We start from the raw sequence: 15,473 nt of genomic DNA on the forward strand, positions 1-15,473 counted from the left end.
CCCACCATTTTTTTGACCTGATGGATCAGATCATTTCCTCGGCACCCTTGCCGCCGAGCACGATCTCGCCGGCCTCGGCCATGCGGCGGGCGATGGTGAGGATTTCCTTCTGCGCCGTTTCCACGTCGCTGACCCGCACCGGCCCCTTGGCCTCCAGATCGTCGCGCAGCAGTTCCGAGGCACGTTTGGACATGTTCTTGAAAATCTTGTCCTTGACCCGCTCGTCTGCGCCCTTGAGCGACACCACCAGCACGTCGGACGACACTTCGCGCAGCAGCGCCTGGATACCACGGTCGTCGACGTCGGCCAGGTTGTTGAAGACGAACATCAGGTCTTCGATCTGCTCCGACAGGTCGCTGTCGACTTCGCGGATCGCATCCATCAACGCACCTTCCACGGAGCTGTCGAGGAAGTTCATGATGTCGGCTGCGCGCTTGATGCCACCCAAGGTGGTACGCGCGGCGTTGGAGTTACCCGAGAACTGCTTCTCGAGGATCTGGTTCAACTCTTTCAGCGCCGCCGGCTGCACGGTATTCAGCGACGACACGCGCAAGACGATGTCCAGGCGCACCTTGTGGTCGAAGTTGCTCAGCACTTCACCGGCCTGGTCAGGGTCGAGGTAAGCGACCACGATGGCCTGGATCTGCGGGTGCTCGTAGCGGATCACGTCGGCTACGGCGCGCGGCTCCATCCACTTCAGGCTGTCCAGGCCGCTGGTGTTGCCCCCCAGCAGGATGCGGTCGACCAGGCCATTGGCCTTGTCCTCACCCAGCGCCTGGTTGAGCATCTTGCGGATGTAGGCATCAGACCCCACGCCCAGGCTGGTCTGGTCGCCGACAATGTCGACGAACTCGCTCATTACCTGCTCGACCTGGTCACGGTGCACATTACCCATCTGCGCCATGGCCACACCCACCCGCTGCACTTCCTTGGGGCCCATATGGCGCAGCACCTGGGCCGCATCGGTCTCGCCCAGCGAGAGCAGCAGGATTGCCGCCTTGTCGACGCGGCTCAGCTTGGCGGTAACGGCTCGGTTATCACTCATCGGCGTTGATCCAGTCTTTGACGACCTGGGCTACACGGCCCGGGTCTTCGGCCACCAGGCCTTTGATTGCGTTGAGCTGTGCCTCGTAACCCTCGCTCGGGCTAGGCAGCAGAATGCTTGTCGGGCCACCCAGGCTGACGCGGTCGTTGGCCAGTTCGCCATCCAACCCCACCATGCCGCCCAGCTCCATGTCGCTATCCGAAGCAGCCTGCTTGCCGCCCCCTGTGATGTTGTTGAGCACCGGCCGCAGCACGCCGAACACCAGCACCAGGATGAACACCACGCCCAGCACTTGCTTGACGATGTCCCAGAACCACGGCTGCTGGTAGAAGGCGATATCGGCAATTTCTTCGTTACGGTCGGCGGCAAATGGCACGTTGATTACCGTTACGCTGTCACCACGGCTGGCGTCGAAGCCGACCGCGTCCTGCACCAGGCGGGTGAAGCGCGCCAGGTCTTCGGCAGCCCACGGTGCACGGCTGGTGTTGCCGGTGGCCGGGTCGATCTTGACCTGGTCGTCCACCACCACCGCCACCGACAGGCGGGTCATGCGCCCCTGCTGCTGGCGGGTGTGGCTGATGGAGCGGTCCAGCTCGAAGTTCTTGGTGCTTTGCTGGCGTTTGTCCGACGGGTACGGTGCGAGCATCGGTTGGCCGGTGGCTGGGTCCATGATCTGCTGGCCGTTGGCATCCACCAGCGGTTGGCCAGGCTGAATGGCTGCGGCCGGGGTAGCGGCGCCACCGGTGGTTTGCGGTGCCGAGGCAGCGCCTGGCGGCTGGTTGCTCAACGCGCCAGGCACGCCTTGCGGGCCCTGGCTGCTGGCGCGTTGTTCGTCAACCGACTGTTCGCTGCGCAGCGCCGGCTGGTCGGGGTTGAACTGCTCGGCGGTGGACTCGACGGCACTGAAGTCCAGGTCGGCAGACACCTCGGCCTTGTAGCGGTCATTGCCCAGCACGGGCTGCAGGATGTTGCGCACGCGCTGGGTGAGCATGCTTTCCATGCGGCGGCTGTAGTCGTACTGCTTGCCGGCTTCGGTCAGGGCAGAGTCCTGCAACTGCTCGGACAGCAAATTACCCTTCTGGTCGACCACGGTGACCTGGGATTTGTCCAGCTCCGGCACACTGGTCGCCACCAGATTGACGATAGCCAACACCTGACCGGCCTCCAGGGCACGGCCCGGGTACAGCTCGACCAGTACCGAAGCGCTGGGCTTGCGGTCGTCACGCACGAACACCGAGCTTTTCGGGATGGCCAGGTGCACGCGCGCGGCCTTGACGTTGTTCAGGCTGGAAACGGTACGCGCCAGTTCGCCTTCCAGGCTGCGGCGGTAGCGCGTGGCTTCCATGAACTGGCTGGTGCCCAGGCCCTGCTCCTTGTCGAGCAGTTCGAAGCCGACATTGCCATCGCTGGGCGCCACGCCGGCGGCCGCCAGTTTCAGGCGCGCACGGGAGAGGTCGTCGGCCTTGACCAGCAGAGCTCCGGAGTTGGGCTCAACGTTGTAGGGAATGTCAGCAGCACCCAGGGTGTCCATGACCTGCTTGGTGTCCATGCCCGACAGGCTGCCGTACAGCGGACGGTAATCGGGTTGTTGCGACCACAGCACCACGGCGAAGCCGATTGCCACGCTGGCCGCCAGGCCGACCATGAGGCCGACTTGGCGCAGCATGGGCATCTGCGCGATGTTTTCCAGGAACGACATACCTGGCAGCGGGCGCTTGGCCGCTGCCGAGCCAGTCTTGGCGGGGGCGTTGTCGACGACTGCTTCAGCCATGGTCTACGTCCGTCCTCAAACCGGCATCTGCATGATGTCCTGATACGCCTGGACCAGCTTGTTGCGTACCTGGGTCATGGCCTGCATCGACACGCTGGCCTTTTGCGAAGCGATCATCACGTCGGTCAGGTCGACGCCGCTCTTGCCGATCTCGAAGGCGTTGGCCAGCTGGGTCGATGCCTGCTGGGTCTCATGCACCTTGCCGATGGCCTGGCCAAGCATGTCGGCAAAGGTACTCTGCCCCGGTGCCAGCTCGGGGGCTGCGGTGACCTTTGGCAGCGACATGGCATCGGCCTGCATGGCCCGCATGTCCAGCATCAGACGATTGAATTCAACACCTTGGCTCATGACCCTTCTCTCTCCTGCGGCCGCATTTTTTTGACACTCATGCGGCGGATAGCCTACGTAAAGCAACAAAGGTGCCAGCCTTGGCAATCACCTTTCACGGGCTTACACGGCCCCTGTGGGAGCGGGCGAGCCCGCGAACACCGGCGCAGCCGGTGCCAGTCACCGCGTGGGGTTCTTCGCGGGCACGCCCGCTCCCACAGGGGTGACTGCATTCACAGCGGGGCGCAGTGTCAGCCGAACAGGCTGGCCTCGACGTCAAACCCGGCATCGCGCATCTGCGCCAGCTTGTAACGCAAGGTGCGCGGGCTGATGCCCAGGCGTTCGGCCGCCTCTTTGCGCCGACCGCGCTCGGCGCGCAGGGTGTCGATGATCATCTGGTACTCATGGCGGCGCATGTCATCGCCCAGCCCGCTCGCCTCGGCGGAGACTTCAGGTGATGGCTCTGTGCTGGCTGACAATGGAATGGCGCCTGCCAGACAGAAATCCGCCGCCTCGATCACCCCACCCTGCTGCAGGATCAACGCCCGCTGAAGCGCGTTGTCCAGTTCGCGCACATTGCCCGGCCAGGCATAGGCCTGCAGGCAGGCCCGGGCCTGCGGCGACAGGCGTACCGGGGCGTGTTTCATCTTGGCCGCATGGCGCGCCAGCAGGCGCTCGGCCAGTTGCAGGATGTCGCCCGGGCGCTCACGCAGCGGGCACCAGGCCAGGGGGAACACCGACAGGCGATAGTACAGGTCTTCCCGGAAGCGCCCGGCGGCCACTTCGCCGGCCAGGTCACGGTTGGTCGTGGCCAGCACACGGATGTCCAGGCTGATCGGCTTGCGCCCGCCCACCCGTTCCACTTCGCGCTCCTGCAGCACGCGCAACAGCTTGGCCTGCAAGGCCATTGGCATTTCCGAGATTTCGTCGAGCAACAAGGTGCCGCCTTCGGCCTGCTCGAACTTGCCGGCCTGAGCGGCGATGGCACCGGTGAAGGCACCCTTTTCATGGCCGAACAGGGTGGCCTCGAGCATGTTGTCGGGGATGGCCGCGCAGTTGATGGCCACAAAGGGCTGCGCCGCCCGCGGCGACTGCTGGTGAATGTAACGCGCCAGCACTTCCTTGCCGGTGCCGGACTCGCCGGAAATCAGCACGGTCGAGTCACTGCGCGCCACACGCGCTGCCAGCTCCAGCAATTGGCGGCTGGCCGGCTCGCAGGCCACCGGGCCCTCGTCAGCGGACACCCGCCCGGCGGCATGCCGCTCGACCAGGCTGAGCAGCGCCTTGGGCTCGAACGGCTTGACCAGGTAGTCGGCAGCACCTTGGCGCATTGCTTCGACGGCACGCTCTACGGCGGCGTGCGCCGTCATCAACAGCACCGGCAACTGGGGCTGCTGGCGGCGTAACTGGCTCAACAACTGATGCCCGTCCATGCCGGGCATGTTCACATCGCTGACCACCAGGCTGAAGGCATCATCCACCACCGCCTCGAGCGCTTCTTCGGCACTGCCCACGGCCTGGTAGGCGAAACCGCCGATTTCCAAGGTATCGCCCAGCGCCTGGCGCAATACGCGGTCGTCCTCGACCAGCAGCACCTTGATTGCCATTACACCCCCTCCGCCAATTGCGCGTCGATCAGCGGCAGCTCTACCCGTACGCAGGTGCCACGGCCCACTTTCGAACGCAAGCTGATTGCACCCTGGTGCGCACGCACCACAGCCTGAACCACCGCCAGGCCCAGGCCGGTGCCGGTGGCTTTGGTAGTCAGGAACGGCTCACCCAGACGCGCCAACAACTCGGCGTCGATACCGCTACCGGCATCACTCACGCACAGGTGCAGGGTGTGCTCGCGGCGGAACAGGTGCACCTTCAACCGCCCCGGGCCTTCGCTGGCCTGCAAGGCATTCTCGATCAGGTTGAGCAAGGCACCGACCAGGGTGTCGCGGTTACACAGCAACTCGCCCAGATGGCTGTCGCACTGCCAGCGCACTGCATGCCCTTGAACATGGGCCTGGGCCGCTTGCTGCAGGGCCTGGAACAACGCTTTCGGGGTAACCCGATCACCCAGCGGCAACTCGCCACGGGCGAACACCAGCATGTCGCGCACCTGGTGCTCCAGCTCGTGCAGGCGCTCCTTCAGGGTACTGGCGAAGCGCTGGCGGGTTTCCGCGCTCAACGCTTGCTCGCTATCGGCCAGGTGACTGGCATAGAGCATGGCGGCCGACAGCGGCGTGCGGATCTGATGGGCCAGCGAGGCGACCATGCGCCCCAGCGACGACAGCCGCTCGTGGCGGGCCAGCTGGTCTTGCAGGCGACGGGTTTCAGTCAGGTCGTTGAGCAGCACGAGTTGGCCGGGTTCGGCATCCAGCGAGCGGGTGGCGATGGACAGTCGACGGCCATCGCGTAGCGAGACTTCGTGGCCATCGTCCCTGCGCGGCGCAAAGCTGCGGGCGATCACCTGGCGCCACAGTTCGCCGATCAGCGGTTCACCGAGCAGTTCGCAAGCAGCCGGGTTGGCTTCACGTACAAGGCCATGGCCATCGATCACGATTACCCCACCGGGTAGCAGGGCCAGCAGGTTCTGCAGGCGGTTGGCCAAGCGTTCCTTTTCGCTCAGCTCTTCGATGCGCTGGGCACTGACCACGGCCAGCTCGCCTTTGAGTTCACTGACCCGGGCTTCGAGCAGGCTGTAGGACTGGCTGAGTTGGCTGGACACCTGGTTGAACAGGGCGAAGGCTTGCTCGATACCCTGGTGGCTGTCCTGCTCGACCGGGGTTTGCCCCTGCTGATTGGGGGCTCGGGTTACGTGGGCGGCCTGGGGCATCGTGCTCTCTCGCGTGGCTGACCGTCATAAAAACGGTGTGTTGCCAGCGGTGTAGCAATAGCCGTGCCGGGGATGGGGTTTTGTTGCAACCTGTACCGGCCTCTTTGCGGGCTTGCCCGCACACAGGTACAGCGCAAGGCTCGAATCCTCTGCAGACCCTGTGGGAGCGGGCAAGCCCGCGAAGAGGCCGGTACAGGCGACCGCCAGGCTTCAATCCTCAGCCTGGTCCTCGCCGCCCTGGCGGCTCATGCCGTACTTGCGCATCTTCTCGACCAGGGTGGTACGGCGAATACGCAAACGTTCAGCCGCACGGGCAACGATACCGTTGGCATCGTCCAGCGCCTGCTGGATCAGGCCCTGCTCCAGGCCACCCAGGTAATCCTTCAGGTCCAGGCCTTCGGGTGGCAGCATCGCATGGTTGCTGAAGTTGGGTGCGTGCCCGTTGATGGCCACCCGCTCCTCCAGATCGCTGCGCAGGCTGTCGACCATCTGCTCATCTTCGTCATCGACGTAGCGGAATTTCTTCGGCAACTCGGACACGCCAATCACCCCGTACGGGTGCATGATCGCCATGCGCTCGACCAGGTTGGCCAACTCACGCACGTTGCCCGGCCAGCCGTGGCGGCACAGCGACATGATCGAGGCGGAGTTGAAGCGGATGGACCCGCGTTTCTCGTGCTCCATGCGCGAAATCAGCTCGTTCATCAGCAACGGGATGTCTTCCACCCGCTCACGCAGCGGCGCCATCTCGATGGGGAACACGTTAAGGCGGTAGTACAGGTCTTCGCGGAAGGTGCCGTCCTCGATCATGGTCTCGAGGTTTTTGTGCGTTGCAGCGATGATGCGCACATCGATGCTCTGGGTCTTGTTGCTACCCACACGCTCAAAGGTACGCTCCTGCAGCACACGCAGCAGCTTGACCTGCATCGGCAACGGCATGTCGCCGATTTCGTCGAGGAACAGGGTACCGCCGTTGGCCAGCTCGAAACGCCCGGCACGGCTGGTGATTGCCCCGGTAAAGGCGCCCTTCTCGTGGCCGAACAGTTCGCTTTCCAGCAGCTCGGCCGGGATCGCGCCACAGTTGACCGGCACAAACGGCGCTTCGCGGCGCTTGGAGTGGTAGTGCAGGTTGCGCGCCACCACTTCCTTGCCGGTGCCCGATTCGCCCAGGATGAGCACGCTGGCGTCGGTATCGGCCACTTGTTGCATCATCTGCCGCACGTGCTGGATGGCACGGCTGGTGCCGACCAGGCTGCGGAACAGGTTGGGTTCACGTTGGCGGCCGCGCTCGCGCGCCTGGTCGTACATCTCGCGATAGACCTGGGCACGGTGCAGCGAATCCAGCAGTTGGCTGTAGCTTGGTGGCATTTCCAGGTTGGACAGCACCCGGCGGCGCAGGTCTTCCGGGAACTCCGCAGAAGAAATTTCACCTAAAAGCAGCACCGGAAGGAACTCATCCCACCCAGCCACTGTCTTAACGAGCCCAAGGAGATTGCCCGGAGCATCTACGCTGCCGATGAGCACGCACAATATTTCACGGCTCGAAGACAACGACTCGACCGCTTGCTGCCAGTCATGGCTTGAGCAAGCGAGGTTTTCTTCCCCGAGGAAATTCAGCACCACCGCCAGATCGCGGCGGCGCGCGCTGTCGTCATCGATCAGCAGAATCTTGGTTTCACGCCACATGCAATAGCAACTTCCCTAGTCATATCGCCGCCCTGCAGGGGCATGCTCGACATCATTCCGACTGAATGGTCAGTGTTCGGACGCCTGGAATTCGAGAACAGACACTAGTTAAGTCAAAAACTTAAAGGCAGTCAAATTTATGGCGCCGAAGCGTTGCTTTCTGCCCAGCTTCAGCTGAACAGATGGTATACCTTTGTGGCGTGTTTCGCTTGGTTGATATTCGACATTTGCGCGACCAAGGATTGACGCTCGTCACTTGCAACGTCGATCAGCTGACGATAAACCGCCATCAACGCTTCCAGATTGGCCCGCACGGCGGCCTCGTCTCCCTGCTCTTCCTCCAACACTTCCTCCATCAGCGCCCGGCATACCAGGTCCAGCTCACCGATGGCCGCCCAGTCGCGCGCTTGCAAGGCCTGGGTCAGGGCCTGGCGGGTATCTTCAATTTGCTGCAACGCGCTCATGGGGGGCTCCTTGGGGTGTTATTGCTCGGCGGAAGCGATCGCGTCCCAGCCGCTTTTGACTGTGATCATCAGCTGGGCGACTTCGTCGATAATGGCCGGGTCGCTGTGCAGGTTGGCCTGCATCAGGCGCGTTGTCATGTAGGCATACAACTCGTCCAATCGGTCCAGCTCTTCAGGGCTTTCTGCCTTGTCGCGGTCCAGGCCTTCACGCAGGCCACCAATGATGTCGATGGCCTTGCCGAGCAGCACACCCTTCTGAGCAACGTCCCCACGGGCGATTGCACCTTTGGCCTGCGCCATGCGGTCAAGCCCGCCTTCCATCAGCATTTGCACCAGGCGGTGCGGCGTGGCCTCGGAAATCTGGGCGTGGGAATTGACCTTCTGATACTGGCGAAGGGCTCTCATCGGGTGCATGGGGAATCCTCAATGAACGGGGCTGGACAGGGGCCGCATAGTTATTGCATCGGCCCTGTCACGGCTTTCTTTAGTCGATCAATCGTCGCTGTTGGACTTGTTTAGCGCATTGAGCGTGGTCATGACGCTGTCACTGCTGGCCTTGAGCTGAGCCACCAGCGTATCCATTGCGTTGTACTTCTTGGTCAAGGTCTCGGTCAGCGATTCGATGCGGCGATCAAGCGCTTCCTGGGAAGACTCGAGCTCCTTGAGCTGCGCAGTCAGGCTCGTCTGACGCGAGGCAAGAATACCACCCGTCTTAGCATAGCCCTCAGTCGCCGTGGTCATACGGGTCAACAAGCCTTCCTTCCCAGTGAACAGGTCACTGATATCAGCGGCATGGGTTTTTACCGCGTCGTTCCATTTGGTCTCGTTCAGCTCCAGCAGCCCGGTTTTCTGGACCGTATTGATGCCCAGCTGAGACAAGGTCTTCAAGCCACCCTCACCAACCGAGCGTGTTAGCTCGCTGCGGATCGAGTTGACCATCGAACGCATCGTGGCATCCCCCGTCAGCGCAGCCCCGGTGGTGCTACTGCCATCAGCGCCGGCCGTTACCTTTGTAACGCTGTTGATGGACGTCATAAGAGCGTTGTAGGCAGTGATGAACGACTGCACGGATGTCTTGAGGGTATCCGTATTATTGCTGACCGAGAGCGAAACCTTGCCCTCTTTGACCAGCTCGATATTCACACCACTTACCGCATCAGTCACCGAGTTGGAGGCTGATTCGAGCTCCAAGCCATCAAGCTTGTACTTCGCATTCTGTGGAACGGCAATGGTCTTGGTGTCGACTGCCAGATCAGAGCTGCCACCCAACGTCAGTTCGGTGCCCGCACCCATCTTGGTCGAAGAAAACACCAGGCGCGACCCACTGGCATCGGTCACGATGTTGGCGGTGACACCTTTGGATTGCAACTGGCTGTTGATGCTATCCCGCGTCTGCTGCAGTGTTGCCCCGTCGGCAATGTTGACGCTATAGGTTGTGTCGCCTTGACCGATGGTGAGTGTTTGGGCCTGGCCACTGCTGTTGATTACAGCAGATGCGCCGCTGTACACCTGGGTCGAGATCTTCGAGGCACTAGCCAGCTGGGTCACTTCTAACGAGTAGGTGCCTGTCGAGACACCATCGGCGATAGTGATATTGGCCACCGCCTTATCAGAAGACGTGCCGCTCAAGCCGTTGAAGCTTGTAGCGGTATTAAGCTTGGCAATTGCGGAGCGATAAGTGTCGAGTGCACTTTTAACAGTGCCAATAGCCGACAAGGACGTAGTCGCCTTCTGGGTCTGGGTATTGATCTGCGCCTGCTTAGGCGCCTTTTCGGCAGCCGTCAGGGCCGCGACAATCTCGTCGATCTTAAGGCCAGAACCCAGGCCGGTAATGGTTGCACTCGCCATCTTTATGCTCCTTTTCGGTAACCGTCGAAAATTCGACGAAAACGCGTCCGTGCGGCTTTACAACAAAAGCCGTGCCAACTCAGACCTGCGTGTCGAACAACAGGCTATTGGCATCCTTGAGGTTTTCCGCCAGTTTCAGCGCTACTTCGGAAGGCAGCTGGCGGATGACTTCGCCGCTTTGACGGGCGATGACCTTGACCACGACCTGCCCGGAGGCGTCATCGATCGAAAAGTCGAGTTGTCGCTCTGAAGCCTTGACGAAGTCCTGGATCGCACTTACGGCGGTTTCCAGCTCTTCTCGAGCTACAGGCTTGGATTCTTTGACGACAGGCTCGTTGGCTGCCTGCTCGCTTGCTTGCCGCTTGCTCGTCAATGTGTCGGGCGCAGCGGAGGCGGGATAGGACAGGCCCAGTTTCACGCTCATATCCATTTCTTGCACCTCTTTTTTCTGGAAAGACGAAAGGGTACGTCGCCGTACCCTTCGTCAAACTACTCAGCTTTTGAAATTAGCCCAGCAGTTTCAGTACCGACGACGGCAGCTGGTTGGCCTGGGACAGGATCGCGGTGGAAGCCTGTTGCAGGGTTTGCTGCTTGGTCAGCTCAGCGGTTTCCGAAGCGAAGTCGGCGTCCTGTACACGGCTGCGGGCAGCGGTAGAGTTTTCCGAGATGCTTTGCAGGTTGGAAACGGTGCTGTTGAAGCGGTTTTGCACGGCACCCAACTGGGCGCGCTGGCTGTCTACCTGCTGGATAGCCGAGTCCAGGGCCTGAACGGCTTGCTGGGAGGCGTCAGCGGTCAGAATGCTCAAGTCGGACATCGTGGTGTTCTGAGCGGCGGCAGTGGTGGAGCCAGCGCTCAGGCCCAGCATGGTCAGGCCGGTACCAGCGCTGCCCTCAGCGATTTTGATGTCCTTATCGGAGAACAGGGAGATCTTGTCGGCCCCGGCAGTAGTCACCTTCGAAGCAGTTACACCGGTGCTGGCGCTGTTGATGGACGAGATGATTTCGTCCATGGTCGAGCCCTGGTTGAACTTAACTTCAACGCCGTTGATGTTGAGCGAGGTGTTGGCAGTCAGCTTGGTTTCGGTGGTGCCGGCCGACAGGCCGAGCGCAGCGAGAGTACCTGCACCATCGGTGCCCGAGCCATCAGCCAGGGTGATTGCTTTACCAGTTGCGACACCGGCGTCAGTGGAGTCGAGCTGCAAACGGCCATCGCTGGTCAGGCTGGCAGTAACACCAGTGTTCGCAGTTTCGGCGTTGATTTTCGAAACAACGCTTGTTGCGCCACCCAGAGTATCCTGTGCAGCCAAGGCAATCGACACACCGTTAATGCTGATTTCAGCATCGTTGTTCAACTTGGTGGTTTTCGCCGCGGTGACTTCAGTGCCCGAAATACCAGCAATTACGCCTGCCGAAGATGCCGAAGCGGTGAACGCTTTCTTCGAAGTCAGTTGCAACTCGCCAGCAGAGTCCTTGATAGCAGTTACGCCAGTATCGGAGGTCTTGGCGTTGATTGCCGCAATGGCGCCGTCGACATCAGTGCCGGTGGCCAGCGCAATATCAGTACCGTTTAGAGTCAGAGTCTGGTCGGCAGTAGTAGTGGTGAACGCACCACCAACTTGGTAGTTCAGCGAGCCAGTAACCGAGGCCTTCATCTGGGTAGCAACACCAGCAACGTTGGCTTCGCTGTAGGTACCTTTCAGGCCGGTTGCGCTCAGGTTGCTCATGCCGAACGAGATAGTTTCGTTAGCGTTGGCACCAACCTGGAACGAAGTGCTACCGAACGAGCCGTCCAGCAGGTTACGACCACCGAAGGTGGTGGTGCTGGCGATACGGTTCAGTTCGCCGGTCAGGGCAGTAAATTCTTGCTGCAGGGAAGCACGGTCGTCATCGCTGTTCGAGCCGTTCGCCGATTGCAGGGCCAGTTCGCGCATACGCTGCAGAATGTTGGTGGATTCTTGCATCGCGCCTTCAGCGGTCTGGGCGATGGAGATACCGTCGTTGGCGTTTTTCACACCAACGGCCAGGCCTTTGACCTGGCTGGTCAGACGGTTGGCGATCTGCAGGCCAGCGGCGTCGTCTTTGGCGCTGTTGATTTTCAGGCCAGAGGACAGGCGGGACATCGAGGTGCCCAGCGCGTCGGAAGCACGGGTGAGGTTCTTCTGAACGCCCAAGGAGGTGATGTTAGTGTTAACGGTCAAAGCCATGACGAATTCCTCGTTGAATGGATACAGCGGCTTCCGGCCCTGGCGACAGCCGGGTGTGGCCTAGAGAACCTTCGTAATGGTTATCGTCGGGTGCGCGGGTTGCTTGAGGGGTTTTTCGAAAAAAAAATGCTGGCATGGGGCCAGCCTCGAAAAATCAAGGGGTTAAGGGCGGTTTATTGGCGTCAAAAACCACACCAAATCAAACTGAAGTTCACCTCCCAGCCACCCCATCTGTGGGAGCGGGCGCGCCCGCGAACACCGGCAAAGCCGGGGCCATCCACCGAGTCGCCTTCGCGGGCATGCCCGCCCCCACAGAAAGCGGCGCCAAGCCACAGAATTTTGCAGGCATGAAAAAAGCGCCGGGCGGGGGCCGCCGGGCGCTTTTTTGGGACTGCTGGGGGATCAGTCGCGGTACAGAATGGCCGAGCCCCACGACAGGCCCACGCCAAAGCCGCTGATCGCCACACGCTTCCAACTGCCGTCGAGCATGTGCTTCTGCAGCAGCAGCGGCACACTGGAGGACACGGTATTGCCGGTTTCCAGCATGTCCTTGACAAACTTCTCCGGGTGCTGCTCTTCGAAGCGCCGCGCCACGGCGTCGACAATCGCCGCACTGCCCTGGTGGATGCAGAAGGCATCGATATCGGAAGATTTCAGGCCGCTGGCATCCAGCAGCTCGTGCAGGTGCGCCGGCACCTTGACCAGGGCGAAGTTGAACACTTGGCGGCCGTTCATGAAGAATTTGCCGTCAGTGACTTTCAGGTGCTCGGCACCGGAGCCATCAGTGCCGAAACGCGCCTGGCCCAGATTCCATACCGCATCTTCTCCCATCCAGGTAGCCGTCGCAGCATCGCCGAACAGCATGGTGGTGTTGCGGTCTTCCGGGTCGACGATCTTCGAATACGGGTCGGCAGTGATCAGCAGGCCGTTCTTCAGCCCTGCCGCTTCCATGAAGCCTTTGATCGCATACAGGCCATACACGTAACCGGAGCAGCCCAGCGACACGTCGAACGCCGCCACGCGGGTGGACAGGCCGAGCTTGCTCTGGACGATGGCGGCGGTGTGCGGCAGGCCTTCTTCGTCACCATTCTGGGTGACCACGATCAGCGCATCGATCGACTGCGGATCCAGGTCAGGGTTGCTGGCGAACAGGGCCTGGGCGGCTTCTACGCACAGGTCGGAGGTTTCTTGCTCTTCGGCCTTGCGCGGCAGGAACGACGCGCCGATCTTGCCGAACATGAACTCTTCGTCCTTGCCGAACTTCGCACCCTGGACGTAGTTGTCCAGGCCAGCGGTAGGCACGTAACTCGCGATGCTTTTGATGCCAATCATTCTGGCTTCCCAATGAAAACAGCCAAAGACCACCACTCGATGAATTGAGGGCGCCAAATACCGGGGCGTCACCGCCAGGGGTTGAAGGCAGAGCTCACCTGCGCACCGGTAACAAAATGCTGCAACAGCTGCTGCATAGAATACAGGGAAGATGATCGTTTTGACTCATTGGTCACATTGAAATGCTACGAAAGCCGTGGCGAGGGTGTGGGGACTGGAGAATTCGGGGAATGACCAGGCGGGCACAAATCCCTGTAGGAGCGGCCTTGCGTCGCGAAAGGGTTGCGAAGCAACCCCAGGTTTCCGCTTTAACAATGAGATCGCCGGGGCTGCTTCGCAGCCCTTTCGCGACGCAAGGCCGCTCCTACAGGGCATTACCAGCCTGATGGAGCAGCGAAGCGGATCAGATCTTGTCGAACAGGCTCAGCTGTGAAATACGCGCAAATGCCAGCTGCGAGGCTTCAAGCATGGACTGCTGCAGGGTGAGCTGAATGGTCGCCGAGGCCATGTCGGTATCGCCAATAGCACTTTGCGTGCTTTTGTTGGCCAGCCCCAGGCTTTCGTTCTCCTGCGCCTGAATGTCCAGCGAGTTACCTCGCGCACCGATCGAGCCACGGGTAATGTCGATGCGATCTCGAGCACTGGACAGGTTGGAAATCGCCGAGTCGGTCGCGGCCTTCAGCGCAGCCTGCGCCTCAGGCGTGTCCAACGGCTTTTCCAGGACGCTGCGCAGCTGCCCCAGGGTATCCAGCACATTCTGCGTGCGATGGGTATTGGCATTCACCGAGAACTGGTCACCCTGCTTCGGCGCGCTGTCGAACTGGTAGGTAACGCCTGCCACCGTGAGCGCATTGCCCGCCCCAACGGCACCCGAAGCAATCGGCTTGCTGTCGGCACTGTACGGCTGCGCATACAGCGAAAACTCGGTATCGCTGGTGAAGCGGATGACCGCGCCATCACTAGGGAAGGTGCTGCGGTAGGCGTCCGCGTCGGTAGTACTGGCACCCGTCACCTGCGCCGTCGAAGGGTTGCCCGCGCTGCGCGTGGCGGTCAGGGTGTCCGGCTTGGCTTCGAGGGTAAACACGTGCCCGGCCACGACCGCGTCGGCAGCGTCACCTTCGGCCAGGTTCAGGTTGATCTCGAAGTCGACACCCCGCAGCGAGATCATCTTGCCGCCTTCGGTAGTGACGTCGAACTTGCCCTTGCCTGCAGTTTCGTTGGTGATGTCATTGCCAGCGGCATCCTTCACGCTGTACTCGGTAGCACTGGTGAAGTTGACGGTGTACGGCTGGCCTGCAGCAAATTGGTTGCCATAGGTAGTGGCCGAGGTCAGCAGGCCGCCGGACAGCAGCACCTTGCCATCATCCGGCGACGGCGCTACCAGGTTCGACTGGGTGCGACTGTTGTTGGTGGCCTGGTCGAAAATGCTGTAGCCGGTGTCGTTGGTAGCCAGGCGCAGGGTATCGGACACCTGCAGGCTCAGCTGGGTCTGGTCACCCTGGTAGCTGTAGGTGCCGTCGGCATTGCGCACATAAGGCGGCGTCGACGATTTGGAGCCGCCGAACATGTAGTCGCCATTGGCATCGCGCGAGTTCAGCAGGCCAAACACGTTGGCTTCGATTTCCTTGATCTCACTGGCAATCGAGGTGCGGTCGGCATCGCTCAGGCCACCGTTACCGGCCTGGATCGCCAGTTCGCTGGCGCGCTGCAAAGCGTCGTTGATGGTCGAGAGCACGCTCTCTTCCTGCAGCAACGCGTTCTTGACCGTGGTCATGTTGCCGCTGTACTGGTCCAGCAGGGCGCTCTGCTGCTGCAGCACCAGCAAACGCGCCGCACCGACCGGGTCGTCCCCAGCGCTCTGGATGCGCGACTTCGAAGTGACCTGCTCGGTGGTTTTGGCCAGGTCCGAGTAGTTTTTGGAGTAGCTGTTGGCGCTGGTCTCATAAAACTGAGCAGTTGAAATACGCACGGT

The 15,473-nt window shown here is 61.3% G+C and carries 13 protein-coding genes; all 13 read right to left on the reverse strand.

Features of this window, described 5'->3' with window-relative positions; all coding sequences use genetic code 11:
* Nucleotides 1-25: 25 nt before the first annotated feature.
* Nucleotides 26-1,045 (reverse strand): flagellar motor switch protein FliG, encoded by a 1,020-nt coding sequence (fliG, locus tag JOY50_RS00680; protein WP_016488432.1) that lies wholly within the window; start codon nucleotides 1,043-1,045, stop codon nucleotides 26-28.
* Complete coding sequence (gene fliF / locus JOY50_RS00685) at nucleotides 1,038-2,816, reverse strand: flagellar basal-body MS-ring/collar protein FliF (protein ID WP_028613393.1); 1,779 nt, start codon at nucleotides 2,814-2,816, stop codon at nucleotides 1,038-1,040. The genes fliG and fliF overlap by 8 nt, the downstream gene beginning before the upstream one ends.
* A 15-nt stretch (nucleotides 2,817-2,831) precedes the next feature.
* Complete coding sequence (gene fliE, locus JOY50_RS00690) at nucleotides 2,832-3,164, reverse strand: flagellar hook-basal body complex protein FliE (protein ID WP_003254438.1); 333 nt, start codon at nucleotides 3,162-3,164, stop codon at nucleotides 2,832-2,834.
* 230 nt (nucleotides 3,165-3,394) lie between these two features.
* On the reverse strand, nucleotides 3,395-4,750 hold the full coding sequence (locus JOY50_RS00695; protein WP_138737296.1) for a sigma-54 dependent transcriptional regulator: 1,356 nt from the start codon (nucleotides 4,748-4,750) through the stop codon (nucleotides 3,395-3,397).
* A complete protein-coding gene (locus JOY50_RS00700; RefSeq protein ID WP_243054642.1) occupies nucleotides 4,750-5,967 on the reverse strand; it encodes a PAS domain-containing sensor histidine kinase in 1,218 nt (405 codons plus the stop codon). The genes JOY50_RS00695 and JOY50_RS00700 overlap by 1 nt, the downstream gene beginning before the upstream one ends.
* 210 nt (nucleotides 5,968-6,177) lie before the next feature.
* Nucleotides 6,178-7,653 (reverse strand): transcriptional regulator FleQ, encoded by a 1,476-nt coding sequence (gene fleQ / locus JOY50_RS00705; RefSeq protein WP_243054643.1) that lies wholly within the window; start codon nucleotides 7,651-7,653, stop codon nucleotides 6,178-6,180.
* Between the two features lie 170 nt (nucleotides 7,654-7,823).
* Complete coding sequence (locus JOY50_RS00710; RefSeq protein WP_132845442.1) at nucleotides 7,824-8,117, reverse strand: flagellar protein FliT; 294 nt, start codon at nucleotides 8,115-8,117, stop codon at nucleotides 7,824-7,826.
* Nucleotides 8,118-8,135: 18 nt separating this feature from the next.
* Nucleotides 8,136-8,531 carry a flagellar export chaperone FliS gene (fliS, locus tag JOY50_RS00715; protein ID WP_138737293.1) on the reverse strand — a complete coding sequence of 132 codons (396 nt, stop codon included), beginning with the start codon at nucleotides 8,529-8,531 and terminating at the stop codon, nucleotides 8,136-8,138.
* Nucleotides 8,532-8,609: 78 nt separating this feature from the next.
* On the reverse strand, nucleotides 8,610-9,965 hold the full coding sequence (gene fliD / locus JOY50_RS00720) for a flagellar filament capping protein FliD (RefSeq protein WP_138737292.1): 1,356 nt from the start codon (nucleotides 9,963-9,965) through the stop codon (nucleotides 8,610-8,612).
* Between the two features lie 79 nt (nucleotides 9,966-10,044).
* The gene (locus JOY50_RS00725) at nucleotides 10,045-10,395 is read right to left on the reverse strand and encodes a flagellar protein FlaG (RefSeq protein ID WP_138737291.1); all 351 of its coding nucleotides are present in this window, start codon (nucleotides 10,393-10,395) and stop codon (nucleotides 10,045-10,047) included.
* 76 nt (nucleotides 10,396-10,471) lie between these two features.
* On the reverse strand, nucleotides 10,472-12,169 hold the full coding sequence (locus JOY50_RS00730) for a flagellin (RefSeq protein ID WP_243054644.1): 1,698 nt from the start codon (nucleotides 12,167-12,169) through the stop codon (nucleotides 10,472-10,474).
* A gap of 402 nt (nucleotides 12,170-12,571) precedes the next feature.
* Entirely contained in the window at nucleotides 12,572-13,501 is a 930-nt protein-coding gene (locus tag JOY50_RS00735) for a ketoacyl-ACP synthase III (RefSeq protein WP_019471402.1), read from the reverse strand.
* Nucleotides 13,502-13,904: 403 nt separating this feature from the next.
* A complete protein-coding gene (locus JOY50_RS00740; RefSeq protein ID WP_132845453.1) occupies nucleotides 13,905-15,470 on the reverse strand; it encodes a flagellar hook-associated protein 3 in 1,566 nt (521 codons plus the stop codon).
* Between the last annotated feature and the right edge of the window lie 3 nt (nucleotides 15,471-15,473).

The sequence above is a fragment of the Pseudomonas sp. BP01 genome (genome assembly GCF_022760795.1).
Classification (GTDB): Bacteria; Pseudomonadota; Gammaproteobacteria; order Pseudomonadales; family Pseudomonadaceae; genus Aquipseudomonas; species Aquipseudomonas putida_Q.

Excerpts from the sequence above, each read along its gene's own strand:
- fliG (WP_016488432.1), bottom strand. The coding sequence starts at position 1,045 with ATGAGTGATAACCGAGCCGTTACCGCCAAGCTGAGCCGCGTCGACAAG.
- fliF (WP_028613393.1), bottom strand. The coding sequence starts at position 2,816 with ATGGCTGAAGCAGTCGTCGACAACGCCCCCGCCAAGACTGGCTCGGCA.
- fliE (WP_003254438.1), bottom strand. The coding sequence starts at position 3,164 with ATGAGCCAAGGTGTTGAATTCAATCGTCTGATGCTGGACATGCGGGCC.
- JOY50_RS00695 (WP_138737296.1), bottom strand. The coding sequence starts at position 4,750 with ATGGCAATCAAGGTGCTGCTGGTCGAGGACGACCGCGTATTGCGCCAG.
- JOY50_RS00700 (WP_243054642.1), bottom strand. The coding sequence starts at position 5,967 with ATGCCCCAGGCCGCCCACGTAACCCGAGCCCCCAATCAGCAGGGGCAA.
- fleQ (WP_243054643.1), bottom strand. The coding sequence starts at position 7,653 with ATGTGGCGTGAAACCAAGATTCTGCTGATCGATGACGACAGCGCGCGC.
- JOY50_RS00710 (WP_132845442.1), bottom strand. The coding sequence starts at position 8,117 with ATGAGCGCGTTGCAGCAAATTGAAGATACCCGCCAGGCCCTGACCCAG.
- fliS (WP_138737293.1), bottom strand. The coding sequence starts at position 8,531 with ATGCACCCGATGAGAGCCCTTCGCCAGTATCAGAAGGTCAATTCCCAC.
- fliD (WP_138737292.1), bottom strand. The coding sequence starts at position 9,965 with ATGGCGAGTGCAACCATTACCGGCCTGGGTTCTGGCCTTAAGATCGAC.
- JOY50_RS00725 (WP_138737291.1), bottom strand. The coding sequence starts at position 10,395 with ATGGATATGAGCGTGAAACTGGGCCTGTCCTATCCCGCCTCCGCTGCG.
- JOY50_RS00730 (WP_243054644.1), bottom strand. The coding sequence starts at position 12,169 with ATGGCTTTGACCGTTAACACTAACATCACCTCCTTGGGCGTTCAGAAG.
- JOY50_RS00735 (WP_019471402.1), bottom strand. The coding sequence starts at position 13,501 with ATGATTGGCATCAAAAGCATCGCGAGTTACGTGCCTACCGCTGGCCTG.